This is a genomic window from Luteimonas sp. MJ250 (assembly GCF_039548455.1).
In the GTDB taxonomy this organism is placed as follows: domain Bacteria; phylum Pseudomonadota; class Gammaproteobacteria; order Xanthomonadales; family Xanthomonadaceae; genus Luteimonas.
The window spans coordinates 203,973-229,080 of record NZ_JBCLVB010000015.1; the positions used below are offsets into that span (position 1 = coordinate 203,973).

The window sequence follows — 25,108 nt, forward strand, 5'->3', positions numbered from 1 at the left end:
GGGCAGGACGGCGATGGGCATGCCAGAAGGTGGACCTAACACCGCTTCTGTTCATGGTTGATCTTCCGCAACCCGGACTGGAACGATCCGATCCCAAAGCCCCATGCGCATCTCGCGCGCACCGGGCTGGTGTTCGTCAGCGTAGTGCAGGCTGGCGTCCTCGAATGCCTTGAACTGGTAGATCGCGGCGTTCATGTTTTGGGCGTTGAACAAGCCCAGCCGGCTCAATAGTTGGAAGTCTGCGACCGTCAGCCCCGTCACCCGCTCGAACAAAGCCGAGTCCAGCGACTCGATCACATCCTTGAGCGCTTCCTCGCGAAAATCGGTTACGTACATGAAGACCGGGATGCGGGCGAGGAACTTCTGCAGCTTCTCCCGGATTTCCTTGCGCTTTTTCGCGGTATCCGACTGCTCCCTCTTCTGGCCCGGGTCCAGCTCCCCACCCTGTTCGCGCTTCGCCTTCTTGAGCTTTTTAGTCGATGTGACGACTTGCTGGGCGTTCTGCGCCAGCGCGCGGAAATCCTCGATCTGTTCCAGCGTCGCCAGCAGGTCAGAATGATCGAGCACCGCATTCAAGGTGTGCTCGTTCACTTCCACCAGCAACGGCGAGTTCCAGCGCGCGGCCAGCGCCGACGCGCCAATGCCAGCTGTGGCCCAGTCCATCACTGCCTGCGCATCCAGCTGGTGCATCTGCCCGCCTTCAAACGCGAAGATCGGCAGGTAGTTGATCAGCTGGCCCACCGCGTCGGCCGGCTTGACCTCGCCGGTCGAGCCCAGACGGATGCCGTATTCGGCCACCAGCTGCAACGCACGGTTGGGGTCGAACTCGAAGACGTAGCAGGTGTCCTTCCTGACTTCGAGATTTCCTTCGGCATCACGCTGTGCCCACGGCGACTGCACGCGAAAGGCGGCCTGGAAATACGATTCTGGCGACTTCAGCGAGCGCAGCATGAAGATCGCGCTCCACTCCGGCACCGTTACCCCGGTCAGCAACTTGCCGCATGACAGCGTGATCGACCCGGCCTTGTGGCTCCTGACCGCGGTCTCAATGGCCAGCTCCACCGGCGGCAGCGCGTCCGCGCCCTGTCCGGCGGCATTGCCAGCTGCCACCACGATCTCGAAATCGGCAAAATACTTGTGAAGCTTGAGCAGGTCGCGCATCGCATGGCACGCGGCCACGTCGGGCAGATACCAGACCGTGTGCTTGACCGCAGCCGCGAAGTCCGGCGATTCATAGGGAAACGGTGCCTTCTTTCCGACCGCGAGCACCTGCAACTTCATCTGCTCGACCAGCTTGCCGCGCAGCATCTGCAGAAACTCCGACACCCGTGCCGGATCCTCAAACATGTAGGCACCCGGCCCGATATCGCGGCTGGCCGGGTCCACTTTCTTCGCCTTGAAGTAGGCATTAAGGGAAAATCCGTCGAACTCGCCATCGTCGGCCCAGGCCTCGGCCTGCTCACCCATGCGGTAGGCGTACAGCTCCATGCGCGGCAATTCGCGATACGGATTGGACCCGTTGGCAGCGCTCCAGAATTCCTTGGCCGACTGCTCGTCGATGTAGGTCCAGTTGAAGATCTGATCTTCGGTGAACTCACCGTTGGTGATGGCGCGGAACGGCGTGCCCGACAGGTATAGGTAATGCGCCCCCGACAGTCCGAGGTCGTCGTCGGTGACGCTGTCCTCTGGCTCCTCGCGCTCGGCCAGTGCTTTCTCGGTCGGGTCGTACAGGTCACGGGCCGCGCTGCGCCAGGCACCGAAGTGGTACTCGTCGATGACAATGCAGTCCCACTCGACCAGATGGATCGCCTCGTTGTGCGCCTTGATGCTGCCGTCCGCTGTACGCCCGCCCAGGTCCTGGAACGAGGCGAACCACACCTGCGGATCCCTGCTGTCGGCGGCCGTGTCGCGATCGGCGATCGGCGTGTCCCGATCAATGAAGCGCCAGCCTTTGAAATCGACGTGGTTCATCAGGTCGTCGTGCCAGGCGGCCTGCACCGCTGGTTTGTAGGTGAGCACCAGCACTTTCTTCCAGCCCATCGCGCGCGCCAACTGGTAGGTGGCGAAGGTCTTGCCGAAGCGCATCTTGGCGTTCCACAGGAACTTCGGAGCGCGCGCATTGGTAGTGCCGCCCGCCTTGCCTTTGGCGTGCCGGCGTAGATACCCGGCCGTCATGTCCACGGCGGCCTGCTGCTCCGGCCGCATCCGGAACGATTCGGTGCGGGTGGCATCGAAGGCCGCGCCGGTGCGGACAGTGTGGAGGGCTGCCTTGACCTCGTCCAGCGTGCACTCGAACCACTCACCGCCGGGCCTCTTGATGCCCGCTGCGACCAGTGCCAAGTGCACGTCGCGGTCGCTGAACTGGCTGCCATCGTCGCGTGCGGCGGGCTCGTCCAGCAGGATGTTGACGCCCTCCAGATCGGGATAGGCGGTACCGAGTTGCTGCTTGATGCGTTCGCGCGCGGTGCGTTTCGTGGTTTCGCCGACTTTGACCAGGCCGGCGCCCTCGATTAGCCCGCGGCCGACCTTGCGTCGCCACGGTTCAGCATCCTTGCCGATCACGGTGTAGGCGTAGACGCGGCGGGTCATGCGTTGTCCTTCCCATCCGCCGGCAATTCCTTCACTTGGGACTCGATGAAAGCGACTTCATCCGGCGTCAACTTGTATCGCTTGTACAAAAGCTTGTCGGTCCAAGTGCGATCCATCGGCAAGTCGGGAACGAACTTGTAGACATCGCGCGTAGCATGTTGCGTGGCCTTGCGGAGTGACACCAAAAAACGGACGAAGCGCGTTCGAAGATAGAGGGCAAAGCGCTCAGCCGACAGTTTGTCACTAAAACGACCTGCGACGAGGTACGTCTCCGTGCAGGCCTCACCAGGTGCAGCGATAAGTGGAGGGCTTAGGAACCGCGTCTCGACGGCAGCACTCGTACCCTGGACGGCGGTCATTAATACCTTCCAATCGTCGACCCAATCAGGATTGACGACGATGTCGGTCCGCTTGATCCAGCTCACTCTTTGGGAACCATAGAGTTTGATCGGATCCTTGAGGTTTCTGGCAGATTTTCGCCCATGGAAAAAGGTTCGAAACCCAAATGGCTTGGCACTTGAGACACGTTCGCTGAGAACCGCTTCATTTTTGGCCCTAATTTTTTTCAGGATCGGCACCGCCTCGTTCCGACGCACGAAGACATCGAACTCATCGAGTGGCCTGGCTACTTCCGGCCCAACCTGCTCACCGTTCCAACGCGTTGAGACTGCAGCCGTACCTTGATGGTTACGATCCCAGAGAAAATACGACACTCCGCCTCGAATCTTGACGCTCGGGAATGCGTCATAAAGCTTCGGATAATCGACCAACCTTCTCACCTGCCCACTCGTCAGCATGCGTTCCCTGAACCCGCCGAGCCCCTTCCCGCCTGCAAACCAACGCGACGGCGTGATCATCAAGACATAGCGCGGTTTCAAGCTGATAGCAGTCTCAACAAAGCGGTGGTAGACCGGCGTCGCACTCGCGTTATGTCCGCCATCGTTAATCTGATACGGCGGATTCCCGACAATTACATCGAATTTCATCTTGGACAGCTCCTGGGTCGGGTACGCGCCGTGGATGAAGGCGTAAGCGTAGTTCTCGCGTTTCTCCCCGCGTTCAAGATCGGCGGGCGCGCCGCAGATTCTGCATTTGCTCTCATTGCCGTCCGGACCAAAGTCGTGTTTTGCCGGCACAAACGGAATGTTGCCGGCTGGCAGCTCGAAACGGACGACGCTGCGGTCGCCCGAGGCATCGCGCGAGCAGTACACGCTGCGGCGCACCACTTGGCCGGTCAGCTCGGTGACCGAGGTACCGAACAGCATGTTGCGGAAGATGTGCTCGCGGCGCTTGCCGAAATCCGGCTGCCACGCTTCCAGCCCCGCCAGCAGCCGCGCGGCGACTTCACGCAGGATTGCGCCGGACTTGCAGCACGGGTCGAGCCAGCGGTAATCGGGGTTGGACCAAACCTCCGCCGGGAGAAGGTCCAGCATGGCGCGCGCCAGTCTCGGTGGCGTGGGCACTTCGTCGTTAGACAACTGCGCCAGGCAGTCGAGGATGTCGGGCACGTGTTGCTTGCGTCCCGTGGCGTCGTACATGGTCACCCCCCTTTCGTATTGACCAGTTCGGATGCGCGCGTGGGCTCGCCGTTGGCGGCAAGCATTGTGTAGTGGACAGGAACTTCGTCGCGTTTGGGTGCGGGCTCGGGATGGAAGAGGTCGGGCATGCGCCTGACTTCTGCGGAGTCATCCAGCATCGACCACACCCGCAAGAACGTGCCGCCACGCCCGGGCTGGTAGTCCACCACCTCAATGCGTGATGCGTCGGCGAGGAAGTCGGCATGGACGATATTGCTCGCCACGATGGCGCGCGCGGCAGCGGCAAACCCTTCGCTGGGCGCCATTGTGTTGGCGTCGTTGTGGTAATGCGAGCGCAGAACTTCTAGCAGGCGGAGGCGCGACTCGTTCACGTTGTCGGCGCAGATGTCCACGCCATAGATGGACGCCAGCGCGCGGAGCAACCAATGCTCGTAGCGAGACACCAAGTGGACGCGGGCGAAGCGGACACCCGCGAGTTTTCGCCGCAAGATTTCTTCCAGGAAGTTGCCCGAACCGCAGGCCGGCTCCAGAAACTTCGCATCCACTGTCTTCGTGCTGCCAGCCGGGAACATGTCGGGGATGAGGTCCAGCATCGCTTTGACCTCGCGCTCGTGGGTGAATACCTCGGCGAGGTCACGCACGCGCTGGCGCGTCTTTATCTGGCCACGCGGGTCGGGGGCCAGTGTCCTGGCGGCACTCACTGATCAACCTCCATCGGTGTCTCCAGCCCGCGCGCAGTGCTCCAGGCACTGAACACGTCGACGTGCAAGGACGGATTCAGGCAATAAACCAGATGTCACCCGAAATCCTCATTGAACTTGCCCACCTGAACGCCCCAATTCCTTCCGGCATATTGCTCAGTACAGACCAAGGATTGGCGGAGCAAAGACATCGATTGGATTGGTCGCGCCTATTCCCGTCACAGCGGCTGTGCTTTCCCTCTGGAGATTTCCGGATAGCTTACCAAGCAAGGACGTCGATGGATTGCCGCCCGCAACCTTTCCTGCGATCGCGCCCTGAACATCTAAGCCAGCCTCCACCGCACTCCCGACCACCGGCTGGCATGCCGCGCCAACGCTTCGCGGATCTGGGGTTCGCTGCCGGCCACATGCAATACGCGCCGCGCCCGCGTCATCCCCGTGTACACCAGCTCCCGCGACAGCACGCGGTTGTAGCGTTCGGGCAGCACCAGCCACACCTCGTCGAACTCGCTGCCCTGGGCCTTGTGCACGGTCATGGCAAACGCGCTGTCGTGCGCGGGCAGCGCGGCGGGGTGGAACGGACGCGGGTTGCGCGGGTCATCGCCCGGGAACCACGCCATCAGCGTGCCGCTGGCGTCGCGGAGGCAGATGCCGATGTCGCCATTGAACAGGCGGTGGCGGTAGCTGTTCTCGGTGACCAGGAGCAGGCGGCCATGGAAATGGCGGCTGCCGGCGGTGGCGGGGCCGGCACCACGACGGGTCCCGGCCAGCAGGTCCTCGATGCGGGCGTTGAGGCCGCGCGCGCCCTGCGGGCCTTCGCGCACGGCGGTGAGGATGCGCAGGCGGCCGGCGAGCGCGAGAGCGTCGGCGGGGTCGGTGGCGTCGGCCAGCGCGGCCCAGTGGGCGAGCAAGTGGTCGCGGTGGGACTGCAGCGGGTCTGCGTTGCCTTCGTGGAAGTGCACGCCGGCGAGCGTGCCGCCGCGCAGTAGCGACAGTGCGGTCGCGGTGTCGCCATCGCGGACGGCGGTAGCGAGTGGCGCGAGGTCGAGCGCCGCACTCTGCCGGTAGCCGCGGGTGAGGTGGATGTGGCGCGCCGGGAAGTCGGTGCCGCCCGCGCCCGCTTCGGCCGCGCGCAGGATGCCGGCGAGCACGTCGCCCGCCTCCACCGACGGCAGCTGGTCGGGATCGCCGAGCAGGACCAGGCGCGCGCAGTCGGGCACGGCTTCGACCAGCTTGGCCATCAGCGGCAGGTCGATCATCGAGGCTTCGTCCACCACCACCACGTCGAAGGGCAGCGGGTTGTCGGCGTGGTGCCGGAAGCGCGGCGAGTCCGGGATGGTGCCGAGCAGGCGGTGCAGGGTGGTGCCGGTGGTGGGCAGCTGCGCGCACAGCGCCGCGTCGACGCCCAGCGCGGGCAGCGCCTGCACGGCGTTGCGCACGCTCTCGGCCATCCGTTCGGCGGCGCGGCCGGTGGGCGCGGCCAGGGCGATGCGCGGGGGCGCCGCGCCGGCTTCGAGCGCCTGCGCGGCCAGCAGCACCAGCATGCGGGTGATGGTGGTGGTCTTGCCGGTGCCGGGGCCGCCGGTGACCAGCAGCAGGCGGTGATGGAGCGCGGCGGCCGCGGCGCGGGACTGGGGGTCGTCGGTGGTGGCGGCTTCGGGGAACAGCTGGGCGAAGAGGGGCGCGATGTGTGCGGGGACGTGCGCGTCGTCGCCATCGCTTGCGGCCGCCCCTGTGTGCGGCACGGCGCGGCCGATGCGGCGCAGGCCGTCGGCCAGGCGGCGCTCGTATTCGCGGTAGCGGCGCAGGTAGAGGAGGCCGTGCTCGTACACGAACGGGGCGTCGGCGGCGGATTCGGCATCGCCGCTGTCCGGGCGGGCGACCCAGCGCGAGGCTTCGAGCGCTTCGCGCCAAACATCAGGCGTGGGCCAGTCGATCGCGGCATCCACCAGGCGCCGTGGCTCGGCGGGATCGAAGCCCGCGTGGCCGGATGCAACCGCGAGCGAGGCCAGCGTAGCCGCGGCCAACACGCTGTCCGGCGTGTCGGGATCCAGCCGGCGCAGGCTCTGCGCCAATGCGTAGTCGAGCGTGCGCAGCGCGCCGGCCCTGACGAGGTCCTGCAGCAGGCCGATGCGGCGTGCGCCTTGCTCCTGCGGCAACGTGGTCATGCCTCCACCTCCACGTCCTTGCCAGCAAACAGCGTGTCGAGTTCATCGACCAGTTCCGGATCGAAGCGCCACGCCTGCACACCCTGCGCGTCGGTGCGTGCGGCATCCAGCCCGCGGCAAAACGCGTAGCGCACGCCGCCGAAGTCGCGGTCGTAGTCGTAAGCGCCGCCGGTAGCGGCATCGCCCAGGCGGAAACGCAGCCAGCGATGCAGCGCCAGCGTGTAGATCAACGCCTGCAGGTCGTACTCGCTGTGCGCCATCGCGGCCTCCAGCTGCGCGGGGCCGTAACCGGGCAGGCGGTTGGACTTGTAGTCGAGCACGTACCAGCGGCCGTCGTGCACATAGGTGAGGTCGATCAGGCCGGTCATCAGGCCTTCCAGCCGGCGTCGCGCGCCGAAGCCCTGGCGCGCGGTGAGCAGGCCGTGGCGGTGCAGCAGCGCGAGCAGCGCGTCGACGCGGGTGGGCGCGAGCGCAAACTGGAATTCGATCTCCGGGCGGCGGGCGTCCGCGGGCACGTCGGCCAGGCGCACGCCTTCCGGCAGGGCCACGGTGAGCGTGTGGCCGATGAGCGGGGTGAGCACGCGAATGCCGTCTTCGATGTCTTCGGCCGGATAGCCGCCGGCGCGCAGGCGCTTGGCGATCAGGTCGACCGCGTCGGCATCGGGCGCCGGCGCGCCGGGCGTCCAGGCGGCCCAGCGCGCGAAGTCTGTGTTCTCAAGCACATCGTGCAGCACCACGCCGAAGCGGGTGCCGGCGAAGCGCGGGTCGAAGCCATCGGCTGCTGCGCCGGCACTCGCCGGATGCAGCGCGTCGGGCGGGCTGATGCCAGCGCCCTCGGCGACGTGGTCATCCGCGCCTTCGCCCGCGACGGCGACGTCGTCATGCGCGCCCTCGCCCGCGGCGGCGACGTCGCGCCTGCCCTCACCCGCGTCAACGCTCGCGCCCGCCGACATGGCCACATCCATGCCGGCATCGACCTCGCCCGCAGGCTCGTCCTGCCCACCGGCAGCCGGCTGCGTCGCGCTGGCCGCGGTGTCCTCCTGCCCTTCGGCATTCGCGAGCTGGGTGAAGCTGTAGACCCACCAGTCGCTGGCCAGCGAACGCGCGGCGATGCGCGCCGGCGGCACGGCTTCCGTCGAGGCCGGCGGCAACCACGGCAGCGAAGCCGGCGGCTCGTCGCTATCGACCGCAACGACCTCCGCACCCAACGCAGCCACCAGCGCCTCCGGCTTCGCCACCATGTGCCGCAGCGGCGACTTGTCGTAATTGCAGAGCATCCCGCTCGCCAGCCACAGCGCATGGCGCGCGCGGGTCAGGCCGACGTAGAGCAGGCGCGCATCCTCGGCGCGCTGCGCCAGGCACCAGGCATCCTTGGCCGCCTCCCAGCCGGACAGCGAGGCCAGCAGCTTCCAGTGCAGCACGCGGCCCTCTTCGGTATTGACCACGGCGCGCTGGCCGGGATTGCGCGCATGCGCGCCGATCGCGGCGAAGGGCATGAACACCAGCGGGTATTCCAGTCCCTTGCTCTTGTGCAGGGTCACCACCTGCACGCGCCGGGCGTCGGACTCCAGGCGCAGCAGCTGGCTCTCGTCGTTGGCATTGGCGTCGGCGATGGCGTTCGCCAGCCAGTCGACCAGGCCGTGCAGGCCCAGCGCGCGCGACTGCGCGTCCTGCAGCAGTTCGGCCAGCTGCAGGTAGTTGGTGAGGCGGCGCTCGCCGTCGAGCAGGCCGAGCAGGCGGCCGGCATGTTCGGCGCACAGGGCATTGACCAGGGCCAGTGGGCCGCCGCGCTGCAGGCGCTCGCGCCAGGCCAGGGCTTCGAACTGCCAGTGGCGCAGGGCTTCGCCGTCGTCGTCCATCGCGGCAATGCTGGTGGCGTCCAGGCCCACCAGCACGGTCGAGAGCGCCATGCGCAGGCGGCCGTCGTCGGCGCCGTGCAGCAGGGCGAGCAGCAGGGCGTGCAGGTCGCGCGCCTCGTGCGTGGCGAACAGGCTCTGCTTGCCGGCGGCGACCGCGGGGATGCCGGCCATCGCCAGGGCGTGGCGGATGCGCGTGGCCTCGTTGTGACTGCGCACTAGCACGGCGATATCGCCCGGCTGCACGGGACGGCCTTCGATGCTGGCCTGGCCCGCGCGCGCATCGCAGAGCACGCGGTGGATGGCGGCCACGCAGGCGGCGGTGGCGAGTTCGCGCGAGCGGCCGGCCTTGTAGGGCTTGATCTTGCCCTTGCTGTCGACCTCGTCCGGCAGGGGTGCGCGCCAGACGGTGAGTGCCGGTGCGGGCGCGCCGTCGCGGAGGAAGTCATCGTCGCGGCGCACGCCGCCGGGCAGCACTTCGCGGAAGCCGATGCGCGGGTCGATGAAGGGCGGCGGGATCTTCTTCGCCGGATCCGCCGCGGCATCCTCGTCAGCCGCCGCCTGCGCCTGCGCGTACAGCGCCGAGACCGCGCGCAGCACGGAGGGCCGCGAGCGGAAATTGCTCGACAGCGGCGGCGCCTCGTCGGCGGTGTCGCGCGCGGCGAGGTAGGTCTCGACGTCGCCGCCGCGGAAGCCGTAAATCGCCTGCTTGGGATCGCCGATCACGAACAGCGCCGGCGCCTGGCCGTGCAGCGCGGCACTGGCGGCGCCGAACACATGGTCAAAAATGCGCCACTGGCGGGCATCGGTGTCCTGGAACTCGTCGACCAGGGCGACGGCGTACTGGGCACGGAGGCGTTCAACCAGGTCCGCGGCCTGCGGACCATCGATCGCATCGGCGACGCGGTCGATCAAGTCGTCGTAGGTCTGCACGCGCTGCTGGCGTTTGGCGCGGGCGACGCGCTGGCGGGCGTCATCGCGCAGGCGGTGCAGCAGCTCGACGCGGCGGGCGTCCTGCCACTCGGCCATGGCGGCGAGGGCGTCGAGATAGGGGGGGACGGTGTCGCAGAGCGGCGAATCCGGCGTCTTGCCGGTGTGCTTCACGCCCGTGCGCAGTTCCAGGGTCTCGCGCGTGAGCTGCGGCAGCTTGGCGTGCTGGAACGGCGCGCCGCGCGCGCCGGCATGGCACCACTGGTGCAGGGCGTCGAACAGTTCTGCGATCCAGGCGGGCTTGTAGCTGCCGCCATGCAGCACCTTGCCCTCGACCGCGGACACCAGCGATGCGCGGAAGTCATCGCCATGCGCGCGGAAGGCCTCGGCCAGCGCCTCGCCGGTGGCGTGCAGGCGCGGCGCGGGATCGGCCGGGAGCTCGGACAGCATCGGGCGCAGCGTGCGCTCGCGCACCAGGTCAGGCAGGTCGCCGGCCAGCGCCGCCGGACCCTGCGGCCACAGCGCCAGCAGGTCGTCGGCGGCCTCTGCGTCGCTGCCATGCGTGCGCCACAGGTCGGCGGCGATGGCCTCGTACAGCGGCGCGTCGCTGGTCAGCAGCTCGGGCGCATCGAAGGCCTGCCCGGCCTCCAGCGCGTGCTCGCGCAGCACGCGGGCGCAGAAGCCGTGGATGGTGAAGATCGCGGCGAGGTCGATGTCGTTGGCCGCGGCGAGCAGGCGGCGACGCAGGGCGTCGGCCGTTTCGGTGCCGCGGGCGAGATGCGCATCGAGCACGGCGCGGGTGAGCGCGGCTTCGGGCGCGGCGTCAGTCGCGGGCGGCGTGCCGACCAGCTCGCCCGCCAGCAGCAAGCGCGCACGGATGCGGCTGCGCAGCTCCTGGGTGGCGGCTTCGGTGAAGGTCACGGCCAGCACCTGGCCCACGCGCAGGCCGCCTTCGACCACCAAGCGCACCACGAGCGTGGCGAGGGTGAAAGTCTTGCCGGTACCCGCCGAGGCTTCGATGGCATGGACGCCGTCGAGCGCGAGGTCGAGGTAGGGGTCGGTTTCCGCGCTCATTCCGCCTCCTCCAGGTCCAGCGCATCCGCGATCGCACGCAGCGCCGCCGGGTCGGTGCCCGCGTACAGCTCACCGCGCACCACCGCCAGGTAGATGCCCATCGCCAGATCGATAAAGGCCACCTGGGTCGCGTCGTCGCTGAAGGGGTCGCGCCCGCGCAAGGCGAGCCGCAGCGCTTCACCACTGCTTTCCGCCCAGCTGAAATCACTGCCGTGCCATTTCTTGGCCGCAGCCTCGAGGCCCTTGCGCATGTCGCCGGCCTTGAACAGCTCCCAGCCGCTGTAGGGCGCGAACGGCAGCGGCTGGCGCAGGCCGGTATCGCGCAGGGCGATGAGCATGCGCAGCAGCTTGCGCGCCTGCGCGGGATCGAGCGCCTCGCGCAGGTGCGGGCCGACGCCGCGATCCTTGTCGTCATGGAATTCGACCAGCGGCGTGTCGAGGCCGGCAGCGCTCGCCAGCAGCCAGTCCAGGCCGTTGCGGATCGCCGACTGGCCGGTGGGCGGATCGAAGCGCACGCGCGCCAAGCCGTGCGCATAGGCATCGGCCAACCGACCCTGCAGCGTGACGTCGCTCAGCGACACTTCGAGGCGCGGCGCTTCGGCCTCGGCATCGCCGCGCCAGGCAGCGAAGGCCTGCGCGTAGGGGTCGAGCTGGGCGCGCACCTGCTCCAGCGCGCGGCGCCCCAGCGGGCCCGACGGCAGCAGGCCGCGGGCGCGCAGCAGCGCGTGCGTGGCCGCATCCTCGCCACCGCGCAGCACGGCTTCGAACACCGCCTTCTGCAGCGCCACGCGCTCCAGGCCGCGGCTGGGCGCGAGCAGCGGCTCCACGTCTTCGTCGATCTCCTCGACCTCGGCCAGGCGCAGCCCGAGCCGCTCACGCAGGAAGACATCGGCCGGTGCCTGCAGGAAGCGGCGCAAGGCGTCGAGGGACAGCGTGGCGGGTTCTTGATGTGCGCCACCACCGTCGCCCTCCTCCAGTAGCGGCAACGCCTGGCCAACGAACCACGCCGGCAGCGCCTGCCGCCGCGCGAACGGCTGCGCCGCCGCCGGCCACCACTGCGCGCTGTACGAGAACCGCCGCGGCTCGTCCTCGCCACCAAACGCCGCTGGTGCGAACGGCTGCAGCGGATGCCTCACCACCAACGCGTCCCCGGCCTTCGCCTCCGGCACGTGCTGCGCATCAACCGCCGCCAGCAGGTCCGCCACCAGCACCGACGGCTCGCGCACGCTGCCGTCGCGCGGGTCGGCGCCCTGGTAGCTGACGTAGAACACGTCCTGGGCGGCGGTGAACAGCTGCAGGAACAGGAAGCGGTCGTCGTCGCGCGTGGAGCGGTCGCCCTGGCGGCGCTGGCCGCCGGCGAGATCCGCGGTGAGGCGGTCCAGGCCACCGGCGGGATCGCGGCGCGGGAACTCGCCGTCGTCCATGCCCAAGAGGCAGATCGCGCGGAACGGCAGCAGGCGCATCGGCACCATGCGCGCGATGCTGACGCCGCCGGTGAGCAGCGGCGCGCGGGTGTCGGCCTCCGACAGCGCGGCGGTGAAGTGCGCGCGCACGATCCCGGCCGGCACCGGCAGCTCCACGCCGGCGCGGCGCGCATCGGCGGCGAAATCGTCGATCAGCGTGCGCAATCGGTCGAGCGCGCGGCGCGTAGCCGGTGACGACGGCGGCTGCGGCAGCAGCGCATCGAGCAGGCCGAGCAGGCGCTCGCGCCAGCCGTCGGGCGTCAGCGCTTCATCGAGCACGCGGGCGTGGCGCGCGAGCACGCGCAGCAGCCGCACCAGGGTGTCGAGGGCGTCGAGTGCGCTGCCTTCCAGCTCCGACATCGGTGCGACGACCTGGCCGCTGGCGGTGGTGATGGGCGCATCGCTGCCGGTGGCATGGCCGAGCAGCAGGCGGTCGAGCGCGAAGGCCCAAGTGTAGGCGTCGTCCGCAGGCGCATTCAGGCGCGCGCGGTGCGCGGCGTCCAGGCCCCAGCGCGCGCCGGCCGCGTGCAGCCAGGCGTGCAGGCGGTCGAAGGCGGCGGCGTCGAGCTGCGCGGCCTCGGCCAGCGGCGGGCTGGCCAGCAGGTCCAGCGTTTCCACCAGGCCGAAGCGCGCCACGGGCAAGGCCAGCAGGCGCAGGAACACGTCGGCCAGAGGCTCGCCGGCCAGCGGGCTGGCGTCGGCGACGGCATAGGGAATCGCCTGGTTGAAGCCGGCCTCGTTGCGGCCGCGGCCGCGGCCGCCGAAGACGGCGTCAAGGTAGGGCAGGTAGGGATCGATGTCCGGCGCCAGCACCGCCACGTCGCGCGGCTGCAGCGGCGGATCGAAGCGCGGGTCTTCGAACAGCGCGCGCAGCTGGTCGTGCAGCACCTGCAGTTCGCGCAGGCGGGTGTGGCAGGCGTGCACCTGCAGGCTGGGGTCGTCGCGGCGCAGCGCCGGCAGCCGGACACGGGCGTCCTCGGCGGTTGGCGCCAGCGGTGGCGACGGCCGGCGATGGAACAGGTCCGACTGCAGCCGCCGCAGCAGACTGCCCTTCAGCGCGCCGCCGCCCTCGCCCGGATCGGCATCGCCGCGGAACTCGACGTCCGGGTGCACCACTTCGTAAGTGCCCAGCACCGCCATGAAGTCGCGCCCGGCCGCCCCCCAGGCGCGCAGCAGCGGGTTCTCGCCGGCGGCCGCGTCGGGATCACCGCCGCGCACGCGCTGCAGGTCGCCCCAATAGTCGCGGCTGGGCGAGGGCACGTAGAGATGCAGCGTGCCGACGCGCGCGACGGTCGCGATCACGCGCAGCACGTCCGGCGACACGTTGAGGATGGCGAAGGCGAACAGCCGCTTCGGCAGGCCGGCGGGCAGCGGCGCGCCGGGTGCCGCGAAGCCGCGCAGATACGCATCGATGCGCCGCGCGCGGTGGTCCGTGCCGCCGGCCACGCGCCGCCACAGCGCCGCCTGCGGATCGCCTGGCGCCTCGCCGGCCTCCCAGGCCAGCAGCCACTCGCGGCGCCAGGCCTTGTACTTCTCGAAGGCCTGCGCCAGCTCGCCGGCCAGCGACCAGGCCTTCAGCGGGTCCGGCGCCGATTCCAGATAGGCACGCATGGGCTGCAGCGCGCGATCGCGCAGCACCGCCGGGTCCGACAGCGCCGCGTGGATGCGCCAGCGCAGCGCGGCCGCGTCCAGGTCTTCGCCGCGCGCCGGCACGTTGGCATCCAGCGCGCGCTGCACGAATTCACCCGGGGTCAGGAACTCCAGGTTGGCGGCCACGCCGTGCGCTTCGGCCAGCGTGGCCTGCAGCCAGCGGCGCATGGCGGGCTGGGGAATCAGGACGACGTCGGGTTCGAGCAGGCCCTGTCCCGGCGCCGGCACGCGCAGCTCGGCCGACAGCAGTCCCGCGAGCACATCCAGCGCGTTCGAGTGGTACAGGCGGAAATCGGACCGTCCACTCATCGCAGCGACCACCGCCACGCGCGCTCGATCCGCTCCGCATCCCTGGCAAGCGGCGTGCACAGGCGCCGTGGATCCGGACGGATGCCCACGCGACCGAGGTCGAGCCGGTCGGCATCCCAGCACGCCTGCACCAGGGGGTGCGCATCGACGTGGCCATCGCTGTGGCCCTGGCAGGCCTGCTTGAGCAGCGCCAGCGAATCCGCGTCCAGGGCGATCACGCCCTTGCGCCACAGCCAGTCGGCGTACTCCGCCGCGCGCGGCCCGTGTTCGGGATCGTGGTCGTCGTTGCGGCGCTGCGAGTCGTGCACCAATCCGAACAGGGCCGGCACGCGTTCGTCCAGACCGAGTCCGCGGGCCAGCGAGACACCGTGGAAGCGCACGCGCGCCCAGTGCGCCGCACCGTGGATGCCGTTCCAGTCGAGGCGGAACTCCTTCCGCAGATGCGCCACCAGCCCAAGCCCGCCCATTCCTGCCCCCCTGTACCGACCGCCATGATGCCGCAGGCCGGTCGCAGGCAGTGATACGCAGCGAAGGACCCCTGTGGGAGCGGCTATCTGGCCGCGATCGCGCGCCATCGCGGCTGTAGCCGCTCCCACGGGAGCAGCAGTGCCGGGCATCGCTGATCCTGATCGGCGATAATCGCCAGACCCTGCTTCGCCCCCAGTTCAGCCGCTCCGGGCGATGCTTCGCCGGTTCTGCGCATCGCATTCCCCCGCCCGCTCCCTTCAGGTCCCATGCCCCAGGTCGCGTCATCCGCTACGCACGATCCCGCCGTCCGCCTCTTCGGCGTGCGACTGGACCGCGGTGCGCGCACCATCCTGGACGACATCGACCTGGTGGTCCCGCGCGGCAGCATCACCGCGATCCTCGGCCCCTCGGGCAGCGGCAAGTCCACCCTGCTCGCCGCGCTGACCGGCGAGCTGGTGCCGGCCGCGGGCACGGTGGAGGTCTTCGGCCAGCCGGTGCCGCGCCGCCATCGCGAGCTGCTCGAGCTGCGCAAGGGCATCGGCGTGCTGCTGCAGGGCAATGGCCTGCTCACCGACCTCACCGCCGGCGAGAACGTCGCACTGCCGCTGCGCGCGCACACGAAGCTGCCGGCGCCGGTCATCGAACAACTGGTGCTGATGAAGCTGCACGCCGTGGGCCTGCGCACCGCCGCCGACCTGTACCCGCGCGAGCTCTCCGGCGGCATGGCGCGCCGCGTGGCGCTGGCGCGGGCGATCGCGCTCGATCCGCCGCTGATGCTCTACGACGAGCCGCTGACCGGCCTCGACCCGATCGCGTCCGGCGTGATCATGTCGCTGATCGCGCGCCTCAACGCCACCCTCGGCATGACCAGCATCATCGTCAGCCACCACGTGCGCGAGACGCTGCCGATCGCCGACCAGGTGCTGGTCACCGCCAACCGCGGCATCGTCTTCGCCGGCAAGCCGGCCGAGCTTGAATCCAGCGACGACCCGCTGCTGCGCCAGTTCCTGCGCGGCGAGCCCGACGGCCCGATCGCGTTCGATCCGGCCTCGGCCGCGTCGTCCATTGCCGGGGCCTCCTGATGCCTGTTGTCTCCAGCATCCGCTCCCTCGGCCGCGCCGGCCTGTTCTCTCTGTCGGTGTTCGCAGCCTCGAAGCCCACCCGCGATTTCTTCACCGAGCTCGTGCGCGAGATCTACAAGATCGGCGCGCGCTCGCTGCCGATCATCGCCGTGGGCGGCGCCTTCGTCGGCCTGTCCCTGACCCTGCTGGGCTACCGCGCGCTGGAAACCTACGGCGCCTCCAACCAGGTCAGCGTGCTGATCGGCCTCGGCCTGTACCGCGAGCTGGCGCCGGTGCTGACCGCGCTGCTGTTCATCGGCCGCGCCGGCTCGTCGATCGCCGCCGAGCTCGCCCTGATGCGCGCCACCGACCAGATCCAGGCCCTGGGCCTGATGGCCATCGACCCGATCGCCAAGGCGGTCGCCCCGCGCTTCTGGGCGGCGGTGATCTGCGTGCCACTGCTGACCGCGTTCTTTGTCAGCCTGGCCCTGACGGCGAGCTGGTTCGAGGCCGTGCAGATCCTCGGCGTCGACAACGGCACCTTCTGGCAGACCATGCGCGACGTGGTCGATTTCCGCGACGACTTCCTGGTCGCGTTCATGAAATCGGCCGTCTTCGGCGGCACCGCGGCCCTGGTCGCGGCCTACGTCGGCTTCCACGCCGAACCGACCATCGAAGGCACCTCGGTCGCCACCACCCGCGCCGTCGTCAACGCTTCCTTGCTGGTGCTGATGTTCAACTTCGTCCTCTCCGCGCTGCTGTTCCGATGAGCCGCGGAAAGAGCATTTGCCTCGGATCTGCGCGGCAGGAAAGCTTTTCAAAGGTATGTCCCCTATGAATACATCCCGTGGCCCAAGACTCGAATTCGCCGTCGGCGCCTTCCTGCTGCTGGCGCTCGCCTCCGTGCTGGTGCTGGCCGTGGCATCGACCAACGGCAAGTTCGGCTTCGCGCGCGACAGCTACGAGCTGACCGCGCGTTTCACCAATCTCGGCCAGCTGCGCCCCAACGCGCCGGTCAAGGTCGGCGGGGTGACGATCGGCAGCGTTTCAGGGATCGACCTTGATCCGGTGAAGTTCGACACCATCGTGACCCTGGCGATCGACAACCGCTTCAACGAGATCCCGATCGACACCTCGGCGCAGATCCTCACAGGCGGCTTGCTTGGCGAAAGCTACGTTGGCCTGCAGCCCGGCGGCGACATGGAAGTGTTCGCGCCCGGCGAGGAACTGGTCTACACCCAGCCCGCCGTCGACCTGATGCAGATGGTCGGCAAGTACATGTTCAGCGGCGGTGGCAATGATGGCGCTGCCGGTGATGGCACCAGCGTGCCGGCACCCGCCGCCGAAGACACCCCGTCCCCCACGGAGATCACCCCATGACCGTCCGCCCCCTGCTTCCCCTCGTGCTGGCCTCGGCCATCCTTGCCGCGGCGCCGTTTTCCGCGCTGGCCCAGGCCCCGGCCGCCAAGCCCGCAGCCGCCACCACCCAGGGCGAATCGCCCAGCAAGCTGGTGCTCGACAACAGCCAGCGCGTGCTCTCCACGCTGGAATCGCGCCGCGCCGAGTTCAGCGCCGACCGCGGCAAGCTCCAGGCCTTCATCACCAGCGAATTCGACCAGATGTTCGACCGCGACTACTCCGCGCGCCAGGTGCTGGGCCGCCACGGCCGCGGCGCCAGCGACGCCGACGTCAAGGTGTTCGCCGATGCGCTGGCCGAAAGCCTGATGCGCCGCTACGGCAGCTCGCTGCTCGATTTCAACACCCAGCTGCGCGCGCGCGTGAAGTCGGAAACTCCGCTGCCGCGCGGCCTGGGCGTGAAGGTCTCCAGCGAGATGCTGCGCTCGGGCGGCGAGCCGATCCCGGTCGACTACCTGATGCGCAAGACGGCCGACGGCTGGCGTGTGTTCGACGTGATGGTCGAAGGCGTGTCCTTCGTGCAGACGTTCCGCCAGCAGTTCGACACACCGCTGTCGCGCAAGTCGATCCGTGCGGTTGCGGCCGACCTGAGCGCCGGCCGCGTACAGGCCGATGCCGGCACCAACTGAGCCCGGCGTGCGCCGCGATGGCGACGCGCTGCGCGTCAGCGGCGCCGTCGTGCGCGAAGCCGTGCCCGCGCTGTGGCGCGCCGCAGCGCCGCAGGCGGCGGGCGCGCGCAGCCTGGACATCACCGCGGTGACCCGGCTCGACAGCGCCGGGTTGGCGCTGCTTTCCGTCCTGGCCAAGGCCACCGGGCAAGGCGGCGCCATTGAAATGGCGGGTACACCGCCCGACCTGGCCGACCTGCGCGCAGCCTATCGGCTTGATGCGGCGCTCGGCTTCGCCTCCTAGACAGCGAGCACGTATGCGCACGGACAGCCAACCCCATTCCCGACTGCGCGCGGCCGCGCTCGCATTGGCCTTCGCGATGCTGGCCGCATGTGCCGGCACCGCGCCGCGCGCCGACGCGCCAATCGGACCTTCGACGCCCGCTGCTCCGCACGCGGCCGTCGCACCAGCGGTGGCCGCAGATCCGGCGACGGTGGTCGACCCGGCAGCAGGCACCGCAGATGTCGACACTGTCAGCGCCTCCGGCTCCAGCATCGATTCCGCCGCGGCCGCCGCAAGCGGCGACGGCTTCGAAGCCAACGGCACCATCCCCAACGCACCCACCGAGGCCGAGCTCGACTACGCCGCCCTGTACGGCACCCAGGTCTACGATCCGATCGCCGACCCGACCCTCCCCGCGCCCGCACAGCTTCCGGGCGCGAGCGCCGACCCGTGGGAAGGCTGGAACCGGCGCGTGCACGCTTTCAACATGGCCATCGACCGGACCGTCGCCGAGCCGCTGGCGCGCGCCTACATGAAGGTGGCGCCGCGTCCGGTGCGGCTGGGTGTGGGCAACTTCTTCAACAACCTCGGCCAGCCGGTCAGCGCCCTCAACGCGCTGCTGCAGGGCAAGCCGAAGCAGGCCGGGCAGTCGCTGGGCCGCTTTCTGGTCAATGCCACCCTGGGCGTCGCCGGCCTGTTCGATCCGGCCTCGCGCATGAACATCCCCAACCGCAGCGAGGATTTCGGCCAGACCCTGGGCGTCTGGGGCTGGGAAAGGTCGCGCTTCGTCGAGCTGCCGCTGTTCGGCCCGCGCACCGTGCGCGACGTGTTCGGCCTGGTTGGCGACGGCCAGGTCTCGCCCTTGCGCCAGGTCGACGACGACACCGTGCGCATCGGCCTGCAGGGCCTTCAGCTGGTCGACCTGCGCACCCAGCTGTTCGCCGTCGACCGCCTGCGCGAAGGCGCGGAAGACGAGTACGCCTTGGTGCGCGACGCCTGGATGCAGCGCCGCAGCTACCAGATCCACGGCGACCGCATCCGCCAGGACCAGGACGGCCTTCCCGACTATCTGCTGGACGACGAAGCCAACCCCACCGTTCCCGTGGACGTGATGCCGATCATCCCCGGCTCCTCCCCCAACTGACCCGCACTTGCGGGAGCCGCTATAGCGGCGATTCACACCGCCGCGTCGTCCCCGCTGCTCCCCGCATCCCCCAACAATTCCCGCGCCTCCTCTCCCGGCAGCGACTCCACGCCCTTCAGCTGTCGCTCGATCGCCCGCGTGCGCACGCCCGCCTGCTTGATGCTGTTCTGCACCGTGTCCAGCTGGCCGTGCGCCCGCTCCAGCACCGTGGCGAACTTGCCGAACTCGCTTTTCACCGCGCCCAGCAGCTGCCAGACCTCGCTTGAGCGCTGCTCGATCGCCAGCGTGCGGAAGCCCATCTGCAGGCTGTTGAGCAAGGCCAGCAGCGTGGTCGGCCCGACCAGGGTCACGCGGAAATCGCGCTGCAGCGCCTCGAACAGCCCCGGCCGGCGCAGCACTTCGGCGTACAGGCCTTCGGTGGGCAGGAACAGCAGGGCGAAGTCGGTGGTGTGCGGCGGCGCCAGGTACTTGTCGCGGATGCGCTTGGCTTCCGTCCGTACCTGGCGTTCAAGCGCGGTCGCCGCCTGCACTGCGGCCTCGGGATCGGCGCGGTCCTGGGCATCGAGCAGGCGCTCGTAGTCCTCGCGCGGGAACTTGGCGTCGATCGGCAGCAGGATCGGCTGCCCCGGCTGCGTGCCGGGCAGGCGGATCGCGAACTCCACCCGGTCGCCGCTTCCGGGCACGGTGGCACAGTTGGTCTCGTACTGGCCGATGGTCAGCACCTGCTCCAGCAGGCCGGCCAGCTGCACCTCGCCAAAGATGCCTCGGGTCTTGACGTTGCCCAGCACGCGCTTGAGGTCGCCGACGCCGGTGGCCAGCTCCTGCATCTCGCCCAGGCCGCGCTGCACCTGCTCCAGGCGCTCGGACACCAGCTTGAACGACGCGCCCAGGCGCGCCTCCAGCGTGGTCTGCAGCTTTTCGTCCACGGTCTCGCGCATCTGCTCCAGCTTCTGCGCGTTGTCGGCCTGCAGCGACTTCAGCTGCGACTCCAGGGTGGCGCGCATCTCGCCGATGCGCTGCTCGTTGCGCTGGGTGAGCTCGCCCAGGCGCTGGCCCAGCTGGTCGGCGAAGCGCTGCTGCGCCTCGGCGCCCTCGCTGCGCGCCTTGCGCGCGTCCTCGCCCAGCGCTTCGCGCAGCACGTCGAGGCGCTGGTCGGTGCGCGCACTGAATTCGGTCAATCTCGCGCCGAAGCCATCGATGCGCTGGCCCTGCGCCATGCCCAGGCTGTCGAGCTGCAGCCTCAGCTCCCCACGACCGTCACGCTGCTCCGAGCGCAGCGCTTCTTCCAGCTCCTGGCGCAGCGCCACCAGCCCCGCCTCGGGCCGCCGCAGCAGCAGGACCAAAAGCAACACGAGGGCCAGCGACACCGCCGCCAGCACGAGGATCAACAAGGTCTGGATTTCCATCCGCCCAGTGTAGCCAACGCGGTCGCATGCCCTGCGACCTCATCGGCGCGATCGCACTGCTGCATTCGCGGCATCTGCCGCGTTGAGAGTGCGTACCCGCCGACAGTCACCCGGCCGGCGGGTACGCCGGCACGCTCAGAAGTCCCAGCGTGCCGAAAGCGTCACCGGCACCGAGAAGCGGCTGCCGGTGTCGTTGATCGTGGCCAGGCCCAGGCCACCGATCGCGCTGTCATCGTCCTTCAGGTCAGCGGTGTAACGAACGCCGCTGGCCAGGGTCATGCTGAAGGTCTCGCCGAAGGGCACGATCACGCCCACGTCCAGGCCGCCGCTGGCCAGCCAGCCCGAGTCGTTGAACGGCGCATCGGCGATGGTGATGCCGGCGTCGGGGATCTCGAACGTGGCCCGGATCTCGTCGACGCGGGTCGCGCCGACGCGCGCGCCGATGCGCAGCTCGGCATCGACGCCGGCGAGGGCGGGGTTGAGCGGGCCGAGATCGGGCACGATCGCGGTGGCGCCATCGTGGACATCGCCGTTGACGGGCACGTCCACGCCGCCGATCAGCGACATCGACCAGCGGCCGGCTTCAGGGCCCGCGGCGTGCGCGGAAGTTGCGATCAGTGCCCGCCCATTCTCAACAAGGCTTGGACACCTGCGAGTCCATTCTGGGCAGCTACAGCTGCGACTGCCCCCCAGGCCGTCCTGCCCCACCAACAGCCCCGCCATGGAACTCCACGTCCGCCGCATCTACGACGACCCGCCCCCCGGCGAAGGCCGCCGCGTCCTCGTCGATCGCCTGTGGCCACGCGGCAAGTCGAAGGCCGACCTGGAAGGCGTGCCCTGGGTGAAGTCGGTGGCCCCCAGCGACGACCTCCGCCACTGGTTCGACCATGAGGCCGCGAAATGGCCCGGGTTCAAGCGCCGCTACTTCGCCGAACTCGACGCCAACCCCGACGGCCTGGCCGAGCTGCGCAAGGCCCTGGGCCGCGGCGTCCGCGCCACCCTGTTGTATGCCGCCCACGACAAAGACCACAACAACGCCGTCGCCCTTGCCGAATACCTCCGGAAGCACCGCTGACGCGGAAGCCGGCTTTTGTGGAAGCGGCTATCGGGGAACAACCGCCGTCAGCCCAGCACGCGGCAGAACACCGCCTTCAGGTACCGCGACTCCTGCGCGTTCGCCATGAACGGATGGTCCGGCCCGGCGCCCGCCACCTTCAGCACCTGCACCGTGCGATTGGAGAAGAACGCCGCCCGCCGCAGCATGTCCAGGAACTGGTCCTCGGCCACCAGGCCCGTGCACGAGAACGTCGCCAACAGGCCGCCCGGTTTCACCACCGACAGCGCCAGCTTGTTCATGTCCAGGTACTTCTTCAGCGCCGGGATCACCTGCTCGCGGTCGCGGGTCATCTTGGCCGGGTCCAGGATCACCACGTCGTATTGCTCGCCCGCGTTGGACGCGTCGCGAAGCCAGGGGAAGATGTCGGCCTGGACGAAGCGCGGGCGCACGCCGTTCAACTTCGCGTTGCCCTTGGCCAGCTCGATCACGTCGGCGTCGATGTCCACGCCCACCACGTCCGCCGCGCCGCGCACCGCCGAATACACCGCGAAGCCGCCGGTGTTGCAGCACAGGTCGAGCACGCGCTTGCCGGCCACCTGGCGGCTCAGCCACTCGCGGTTCTCGCGCTGGTCGGCGAAGAAGCCGGTCTTGTGCGCGCCCGAAGGGTCGGCGCGGAAGCGGATGCCGTGCTCGGTGATGATCGCGGGCTCGGTGCCGCGCGTGGAGTGGAAGTCGAAGCTTTCCTGCTTCTGCACGTGCTCGTCGGCGAAGGCGTGGAAGCGGCAGCCCGGGAACTGCTCGCGCAGCGCCTCCATGATCCACTCGCGGTGGCGGAACATGCCGGCCGAGAAGTACTCCAGCACCAGCAGGTCCGCGTAGCGGTCGACCACCAGGCCGCTGAGCCCGTCGCCCTCGCTGTGCACCACGCGCCAGGCGTCCGACACCTCGTCCAGGCGCAGCACCTCGCGTCGCAATGCCACCGCCTCGGCGATCTTGCGCGAGAACCAGCCGGCGTCCACCGGCACGTTCGGATCCGTCTCCAGGATGCGCACCGCGATCCGCGAATGGCCGTTGTAGAAGCCGCGGCCGATCCACTCGCCGTCGATGCCGACCACGTCGACGATGGTCCCGGGCTTGGGCCGCGGGGTCGGCTTCTCCACCAGTTTCTGGAAAATCCACGGGTGGCTTGAGCGCCAGGCGTTGCGCAGGCGGACGACGGGGAGGGCTTCGTTCATGCCGCGATTCTACCGGGTCGCCTCCATCGCCGGCCGCGCGCCAGGCCCACGGGCCTTGCGTTGCCGCCATCCGCCGCCATGCTTCGGTTCATGCACCTGCCCCACCACGACCACCCGCCGGACTCCGCCGCCCAGCGCGCCGCCGACTGGCGCCGCTTCCGTCGCGCCGCCGGTGCATCGGCATTCTTCGTGGCCGTGCTGGCCATCGTCTTCGCCGCCCAGGTCGGTTTCAGCGCGCGCGCGTTCGCAGTGGCGCCCGGCAGCGGCGCCGGCCTCTTCGGGCTGCTGACCGCGCCCCTGCTGCACGGTTCGTTGGAACACCTGGTCGCCAACGGCGTCGCGGTGCTGTTCCTCGGCACCCTGGCCGGCTGGGTCTACCCGCGCGCCACCCTGCGCGGCCTGCCGCTGATGTGGCTGGGCTCGGGCCTCGGCGCATGGCTGCTGGGCGCACCGGGTTCGTACCACCTCGGCGCCAGCGGCGTGACCCACGGCCTGATGTTCCTGGTGATGACGCTGGCCGTGCTGCGGCGCGACCGGGCCGCCATCGCCGCCACCATGATCGGCTTCATGTTCTACGGCGGCATGCTGCTGACCGTGCTCCCACGCGAACCCGGTGTGTCCTGGCAGTCGCACCTGGGCGGCGCCATCGGTGGCATCGTTGCGGCCTGGCTGTTCCGTCGCTTCGATCCCGCGGCGCCGCGAAAACGCTACAGCTGGGAGCTCGAGGAAGAACAGGCCGCCGCCGACGCCGAACGCATCGCCGCCGAGCGCGGACAGTTCGAACCCGCCGCCCCCGAAGACGTGCCCGTCCTGTGGAATCGTCCCGAGCCGTCCGAAGAAGAGCAGGGCACCATCCTGCAGTTCCCGCCGCGCAATCGGCGATAGACTCGGGGCATGGACATCCGCCCCGCGACCCTTTTCCTGCTGGCGATCCTGCCCTTCGCCTCCACTGCCGCCACCACCGCCGCGAACGAAGCCACGGAGAACACGGCCATGGCCGAAGTCGACGCCCGGCTGCTGCCCTACACCGGGGATGTCCCCGGCGCCGCCCTGCTGGTGCTGCGCGATGGCAAGCCGGTGGTGCGCCGCGGCGTCGGCCTGGCCGATGTCGCCACCGGCACGCCGGTCACACCGGCAACGAATTTCCGCCTGGCCTCGGTGAGCAAGCAGTTCACCGCCGCCGCGGTGCTGCTGCTGGCCGAAGACGGCCGCCTGCGCCTGGACGACCCCGTGCGCCGCTGGCTGCCGGAGCTTCCCGCCAGCGCCGACGGCGTGACCCTGCACCACCTGCTCAGCCACACCTCGGGCCTCTACGACTACGAGGATTTGATGCCGGCCGACTTCAGCGGCCAAGTGCGCGATGCGGACGTGCTGTGCCTGCTGGCAACGGGTTCGGCATGTCATGCAAAGGGTGCGGGTGCGACTCCGGACGACGCGACCGGCGAAGCGGCCACCCATGTCGCCGATGCCGCGGCCAAGCCACAGGTCTCCGGTGTCTCCGCATCCGCTTCGGCCACCGCCGCGGGGGAGCCTTACTTCGCTCCCGGCAGCGCCTACCGCTACAGCAACTCCGCCTACGCCCTGCTCTCGCTCGTCGTCGAACGGGCCTCGGGCATGCATTACCCCGAATTCCTGCGCACGCGCATCTTCCAGCCGCTGGACATGGACCACACCGTGGCCTTCGTCGATGGCGCCAACCGCGTCGACGCCCGCGCCTTCGGGCATAGCGAAGGCGGCGACGGCTGGCAGCGCAGCGACCAGTCCACCACCAGCGCCGTGCTCGGCGACGGCGGCATCTACTCCTCCATTGACGACCTGGCCAAATGGGACGCCGCCCTCTATGACGACCGCCTGCTGTCCGACGCCTCGCGCGCGCTGGCGTTCTCGGCGCAGACCCGCACGTCCACCGGCGAAGACGACGTCGCCGCCTATGGCTACGGCTGGCGCCTGGACGGCGGCCTGATGTGGCATTCCGGCGAAACCATGGGCTTCCGCAACGTCATCCTGCGCTGGCCGGCCCAGCGCCTGACCGTGCTCATGCTGACCAACCGCAACGGCCCCGAACCCTACGCTGCCGCCCGCGCGATCGGCGACGCCTGGCTGCGCGAGTCCGCCGCCACGCGCTAGGCTTGCGCCCCCGGCAACCACAGGC

At 69.5% G+C, this 25,108-nt stretch carries 19 protein-coding genes; 9 read left to right on the forward strand and 10 right to left on the reverse strand.

What is annotated here, in order from left to right:
• Positions 1–51: 51 nt before the first annotated feature.
• The 7 genes from WCE37_RS13540 to WCE37_RS13570 all read right to left on the reverse strand — a co-directional run bounded on the left by WCE37_RS13540 (position 52) and on the right by WCE37_RS13570 (position 14,727).
• Entirely contained in the window at positions 52–2,589 is a 2,538-nt protein-coding gene (locus WCE37_RS13540; protein ID WP_343279816.1) for a GIY-YIG nuclease family protein, read from the reverse strand.
• Entirely contained in the window at positions 2,586–4,127 is a 1,542-nt protein-coding gene (locus WCE37_RS13545; protein ID WP_343279846.1) for an Eco57I restriction-modification methylase domain-containing protein, read from the reverse strand. Before WCE37_RS13545 ends, WCE37_RS13540 begins: the two co-directional genes overlap by 4 nt.
• Before the next feature lie 2 nt (positions 4,128–4,129).
• The gene (locus tag WCE37_RS13550; RefSeq protein WP_343279817.1) at positions 4,130–4,828 is read right to left on the reverse strand and encodes a hypothetical protein; all 699 of its coding nucleotides are present in this window, start codon (positions 4,826–4,828) and stop codon (positions 4,130–4,132) included.
• 323 nt (positions 4,829–5,151) lie between these two features.
• Positions 5,152–6,960 carry an exodeoxyribonuclease V subunit alpha gene (recD, locus tag WCE37_RS13555; RefSeq protein WP_343279847.1) on the reverse strand — a complete coding sequence of 603 codons (1,809 nt, stop codon included), beginning with the start codon at positions 6,958–6,960 and terminating at the stop codon, positions 5,152–5,154.
• Positions 6,961–6,992: 32 nt separating this feature from the next.
• Positions 6,993–10,856, reverse strand: coding sequence for an exodeoxyribonuclease V subunit beta (locus tag WCE37_RS13560; protein WP_343279818.1), 3,864 nt, complete (start codon positions 10,854–10,856; stop codon positions 6,993–6,995).
• Complete coding sequence (gene recC / locus WCE37_RS13565; RefSeq protein ID WP_343279819.1) at positions 10,853–14,278, reverse strand: exodeoxyribonuclease V subunit gamma; 3,426 nt, start codon at positions 14,276–14,278, stop codon at positions 10,853–10,855. The genes WCE37_RS13560 and recC overlap by 4 nt, the downstream gene beginning before the upstream one ends.
• Entirely contained in the window at positions 14,275–14,727 is a 453-nt protein-coding gene (locus WCE37_RS13570; protein ID WP_343255219.1) for a hypothetical protein, read from the reverse strand. The genes recC and WCE37_RS13570 overlap by 4 nt, the downstream gene beginning before the upstream one ends.
• 285 nt (positions 14,728–15,012) lie before the next feature.
• On the opposite strand from WCE37_RS13570, the gene WCE37_RS13575 reads away from it, so the two are divergent.
• The 6 genes from WCE37_RS13575 (at position 15,013) to WCE37_RS13600 (ending at position 19,258) form a co-directional block, all read left to right on the forward strand.
• A complete protein-coding gene (locus WCE37_RS13575) occupies positions 15,013–15,828 on the forward strand; it encodes an ATP-binding cassette domain-containing protein (protein WP_343279820.1) in 816 nt (271 codons plus the stop codon).
• Complete coding sequence (locus WCE37_RS13580; RefSeq protein WP_343279821.1) at positions 15,828–16,577, forward strand: MlaE family lipid ABC transporter permease subunit; 750 nt, start codon at positions 15,828–15,830, stop codon at positions 16,575–16,577. The genes WCE37_RS13575 and WCE37_RS13580 overlap by 1 nt, the downstream gene beginning before the upstream one ends.
• A 64-nt stretch (positions 16,578–16,641) precedes the next feature.
• Positions 16,642–17,187 carry an outer membrane lipid asymmetry maintenance protein MlaD gene (gene mlaD / locus WCE37_RS13585; RefSeq protein WP_343255222.1) on the forward strand — a complete coding sequence of 182 codons (546 nt, stop codon included), beginning with the start codon at positions 16,642–16,644 and terminating at the stop codon, positions 17,185–17,187.
• Complete coding sequence (locus WCE37_RS13590; RefSeq protein ID WP_343279822.1) at positions 17,184–17,852, forward strand: ABC transporter substrate-binding protein; 669 nt, start codon at positions 17,184–17,186, stop codon at positions 17,850–17,852. Before mlaD ends, WCE37_RS13590 begins: the two co-directional genes overlap by 4 nt.
• A complete protein-coding gene (locus WCE37_RS13595; protein WP_343279823.1) occupies positions 17,836–18,135 on the forward strand; it encodes an STAS domain-containing protein in 300 nt (99 codons plus the stop codon). Before WCE37_RS13590 ends, WCE37_RS13595 begins: the two co-directional genes overlap by 17 nt.
• A gap of 13 nt (positions 18,136–18,148) precedes the next feature.
• Positions 18,149–19,258 (forward strand): MlaA family lipoprotein, encoded by a 1,110-nt coding sequence (locus WCE37_RS13600; RefSeq protein ID WP_343279824.1) that lies wholly within the window; start codon positions 18,149–18,151, stop codon positions 19,256–19,258.
• 32 nt (positions 19,259–19,290) lie between these two features.
• On the opposite strand, the gene rmuC is transcribed toward WCE37_RS13600, so the two are convergent.
• Positions 19,291–20,664 carry a DNA recombination protein RmuC gene (gene rmuC / locus WCE37_RS13605; RefSeq protein WP_343279825.1) on the reverse strand — a complete coding sequence of 458 codons (1,374 nt, stop codon included), beginning with the start codon at positions 20,662–20,664 and terminating at the stop codon, positions 19,291–19,293.
• Positions 20,665–20,799: 135 nt separating this feature from the next.
• Complete coding sequence (locus WCE37_RS13610) at positions 20,800–21,231, reverse strand: hypothetical protein (protein WP_343279826.1); 432 nt, start codon at positions 21,229–21,231, stop codon at positions 20,800–20,802.
• Positions 21,232–21,385: 154 nt separating this feature from the next.
• Here WCE37_RS13610 and WCE37_RS13615 point away from each other — a divergent pair, with 154 nt between their 5' ends.
• Complete coding sequence (locus tag WCE37_RS13615) at positions 21,386–21,739, forward strand: DUF488 family protein (protein ID WP_343279827.1); 354 nt, start codon at positions 21,386–21,388, stop codon at positions 21,737–21,739.
• Between the two features lie 47 nt (positions 21,740–21,786).
• On the opposite strand, the gene WCE37_RS13620 is transcribed toward WCE37_RS13615, so the two are convergent.
• Positions 21,787–22,956 carry a class I SAM-dependent rRNA methyltransferase gene (locus WCE37_RS13620; RefSeq protein ID WP_343279828.1) on the reverse strand — a complete coding sequence of 390 codons (1,170 nt, stop codon included), beginning with the start codon at positions 22,954–22,956 and terminating at the stop codon, positions 21,787–21,789.
• Between the two features lie 90 nt (positions 22,957–23,046).
• Here WCE37_RS13620 and WCE37_RS13625 point away from each other — a divergent pair, with 90 nt between their 5' ends.
• Together WCE37_RS13625 and WCE37_RS13630 are read left to right on the forward strand one after the other, a co-directional pair.
• Positions 23,047–23,841: a rhomboid family intramembrane serine protease gene (locus WCE37_RS13625; RefSeq protein WP_343279829.1), complete on the forward strand. Its 795-nt coding sequence runs from the start codon at positions 23,047–23,049 to the stop codon at positions 23,839–23,841.
• A 15-nt stretch (positions 23,842–23,856) separates the two neighbouring features.
• Positions 23,857–25,083 (forward strand): serine hydrolase domain-containing protein, encoded by a 1,227-nt coding sequence (locus WCE37_RS13630; RefSeq protein ID WP_343279848.1) that lies wholly within the window; start codon positions 23,857–23,859, stop codon positions 25,081–25,083.
• The last annotated feature ends 25 nt before the right edge of the window (positions 25,084–25,108 follow it).

Excerpts from the sequence above, each read along its gene's own strand:
- WCE37_RS13540 (WP_343279816.1), bottom strand. The coding sequence starts at position 2,589 with ATGACCCGCCGCGTCTACGCCTACACCGTGATCGGCAAGGATGCTGAA.
- WCE37_RS13545 (WP_343279846.1), bottom strand. The coding sequence starts at position 4,127 with ATGTACGACGCCACGGGACGCAAGCAACACGTGCCCGACATCCTCGAC.
- WCE37_RS13560 (WP_343279818.1), bottom strand. The coding sequence starts at position 10,856 with ATGAGCGCGGAAACCGACCCCTACCTCGACCTCGCGCTCGACGGCGTC.
- recC (WP_343279819.1), bottom strand. The coding sequence starts at position 14,278 with ATGAGTGGACGGTCCGATTTCCGCCTGTACCACTCGAACGCGCTGGAT.
- WCE37_RS13575 (WP_343279820.1), top strand. The coding sequence starts at position 15,013 with ATGCCCCAGGTCGCGTCATCCGCTACGCACGATCCCGCCGTCCGCCTC.
- WCE37_RS13580 (WP_343279821.1), top strand. The coding sequence starts at position 15,828 with ATGCCTGTTGTCTCCAGCATCCGCTCCCTCGGCCGCGCCGGCCTGTTC.
- mlaD (WP_343255222.1), top strand. The coding sequence starts at position 16,642 with ATGAATACATCCCGTGGCCCAAGACTCGAATTCGCCGTCGGCGCCTTC.
- WCE37_RS13590 (WP_343279822.1), top strand. The coding sequence starts at position 17,184 with ATGACCGTCCGCCCCCTGCTTCCCCTCGTGCTGGCCTCGGCCATCCTT.
- WCE37_RS13595 (WP_343279823.1), top strand. The coding sequence starts at position 17,836 with ATGCCGGCACCAACTGAGCCCGGCGTGCGCCGCGATGGCGACGCGCTG.
- WCE37_RS13600 (WP_343279824.1), top strand. The coding sequence starts at position 18,149 with ATGCGCACGGACAGCCAACCCCATTCCCGACTGCGCGCGGCCGCGCTC.
- rmuC (WP_343279825.1), bottom strand. The coding sequence starts at position 20,664 with ATGGAAATCCAGACCTTGTTGATCCTCGTGCTGGCGGCGGTGTCGCTG.
- WCE37_RS13610 (WP_343279826.1), bottom strand. The coding sequence starts at position 21,231 with ATGTCGCTGATCGGCGGCGTGGACGTGCCCGTCAACGGCGATGTCCAC.
- WCE37_RS13615 (WP_343279827.1), top strand. The coding sequence starts at position 21,386 with ATGGAACTCCACGTCCGCCGCATCTACGACGACCCGCCCCCCGGCGAA.
- WCE37_RS13620 (WP_343279828.1), bottom strand. The coding sequence starts at position 22,956 with ATGAACGAAGCCCTCCCCGTCGTCCGCCTGCGCAACGCCTGGCGCTCA.
- WCE37_RS13625 (WP_343279829.1), top strand. The coding sequence starts at position 23,047 with ATGCACCTGCCCCACCACGACCACCCGCCGGACTCCGCCGCCCAGCGC.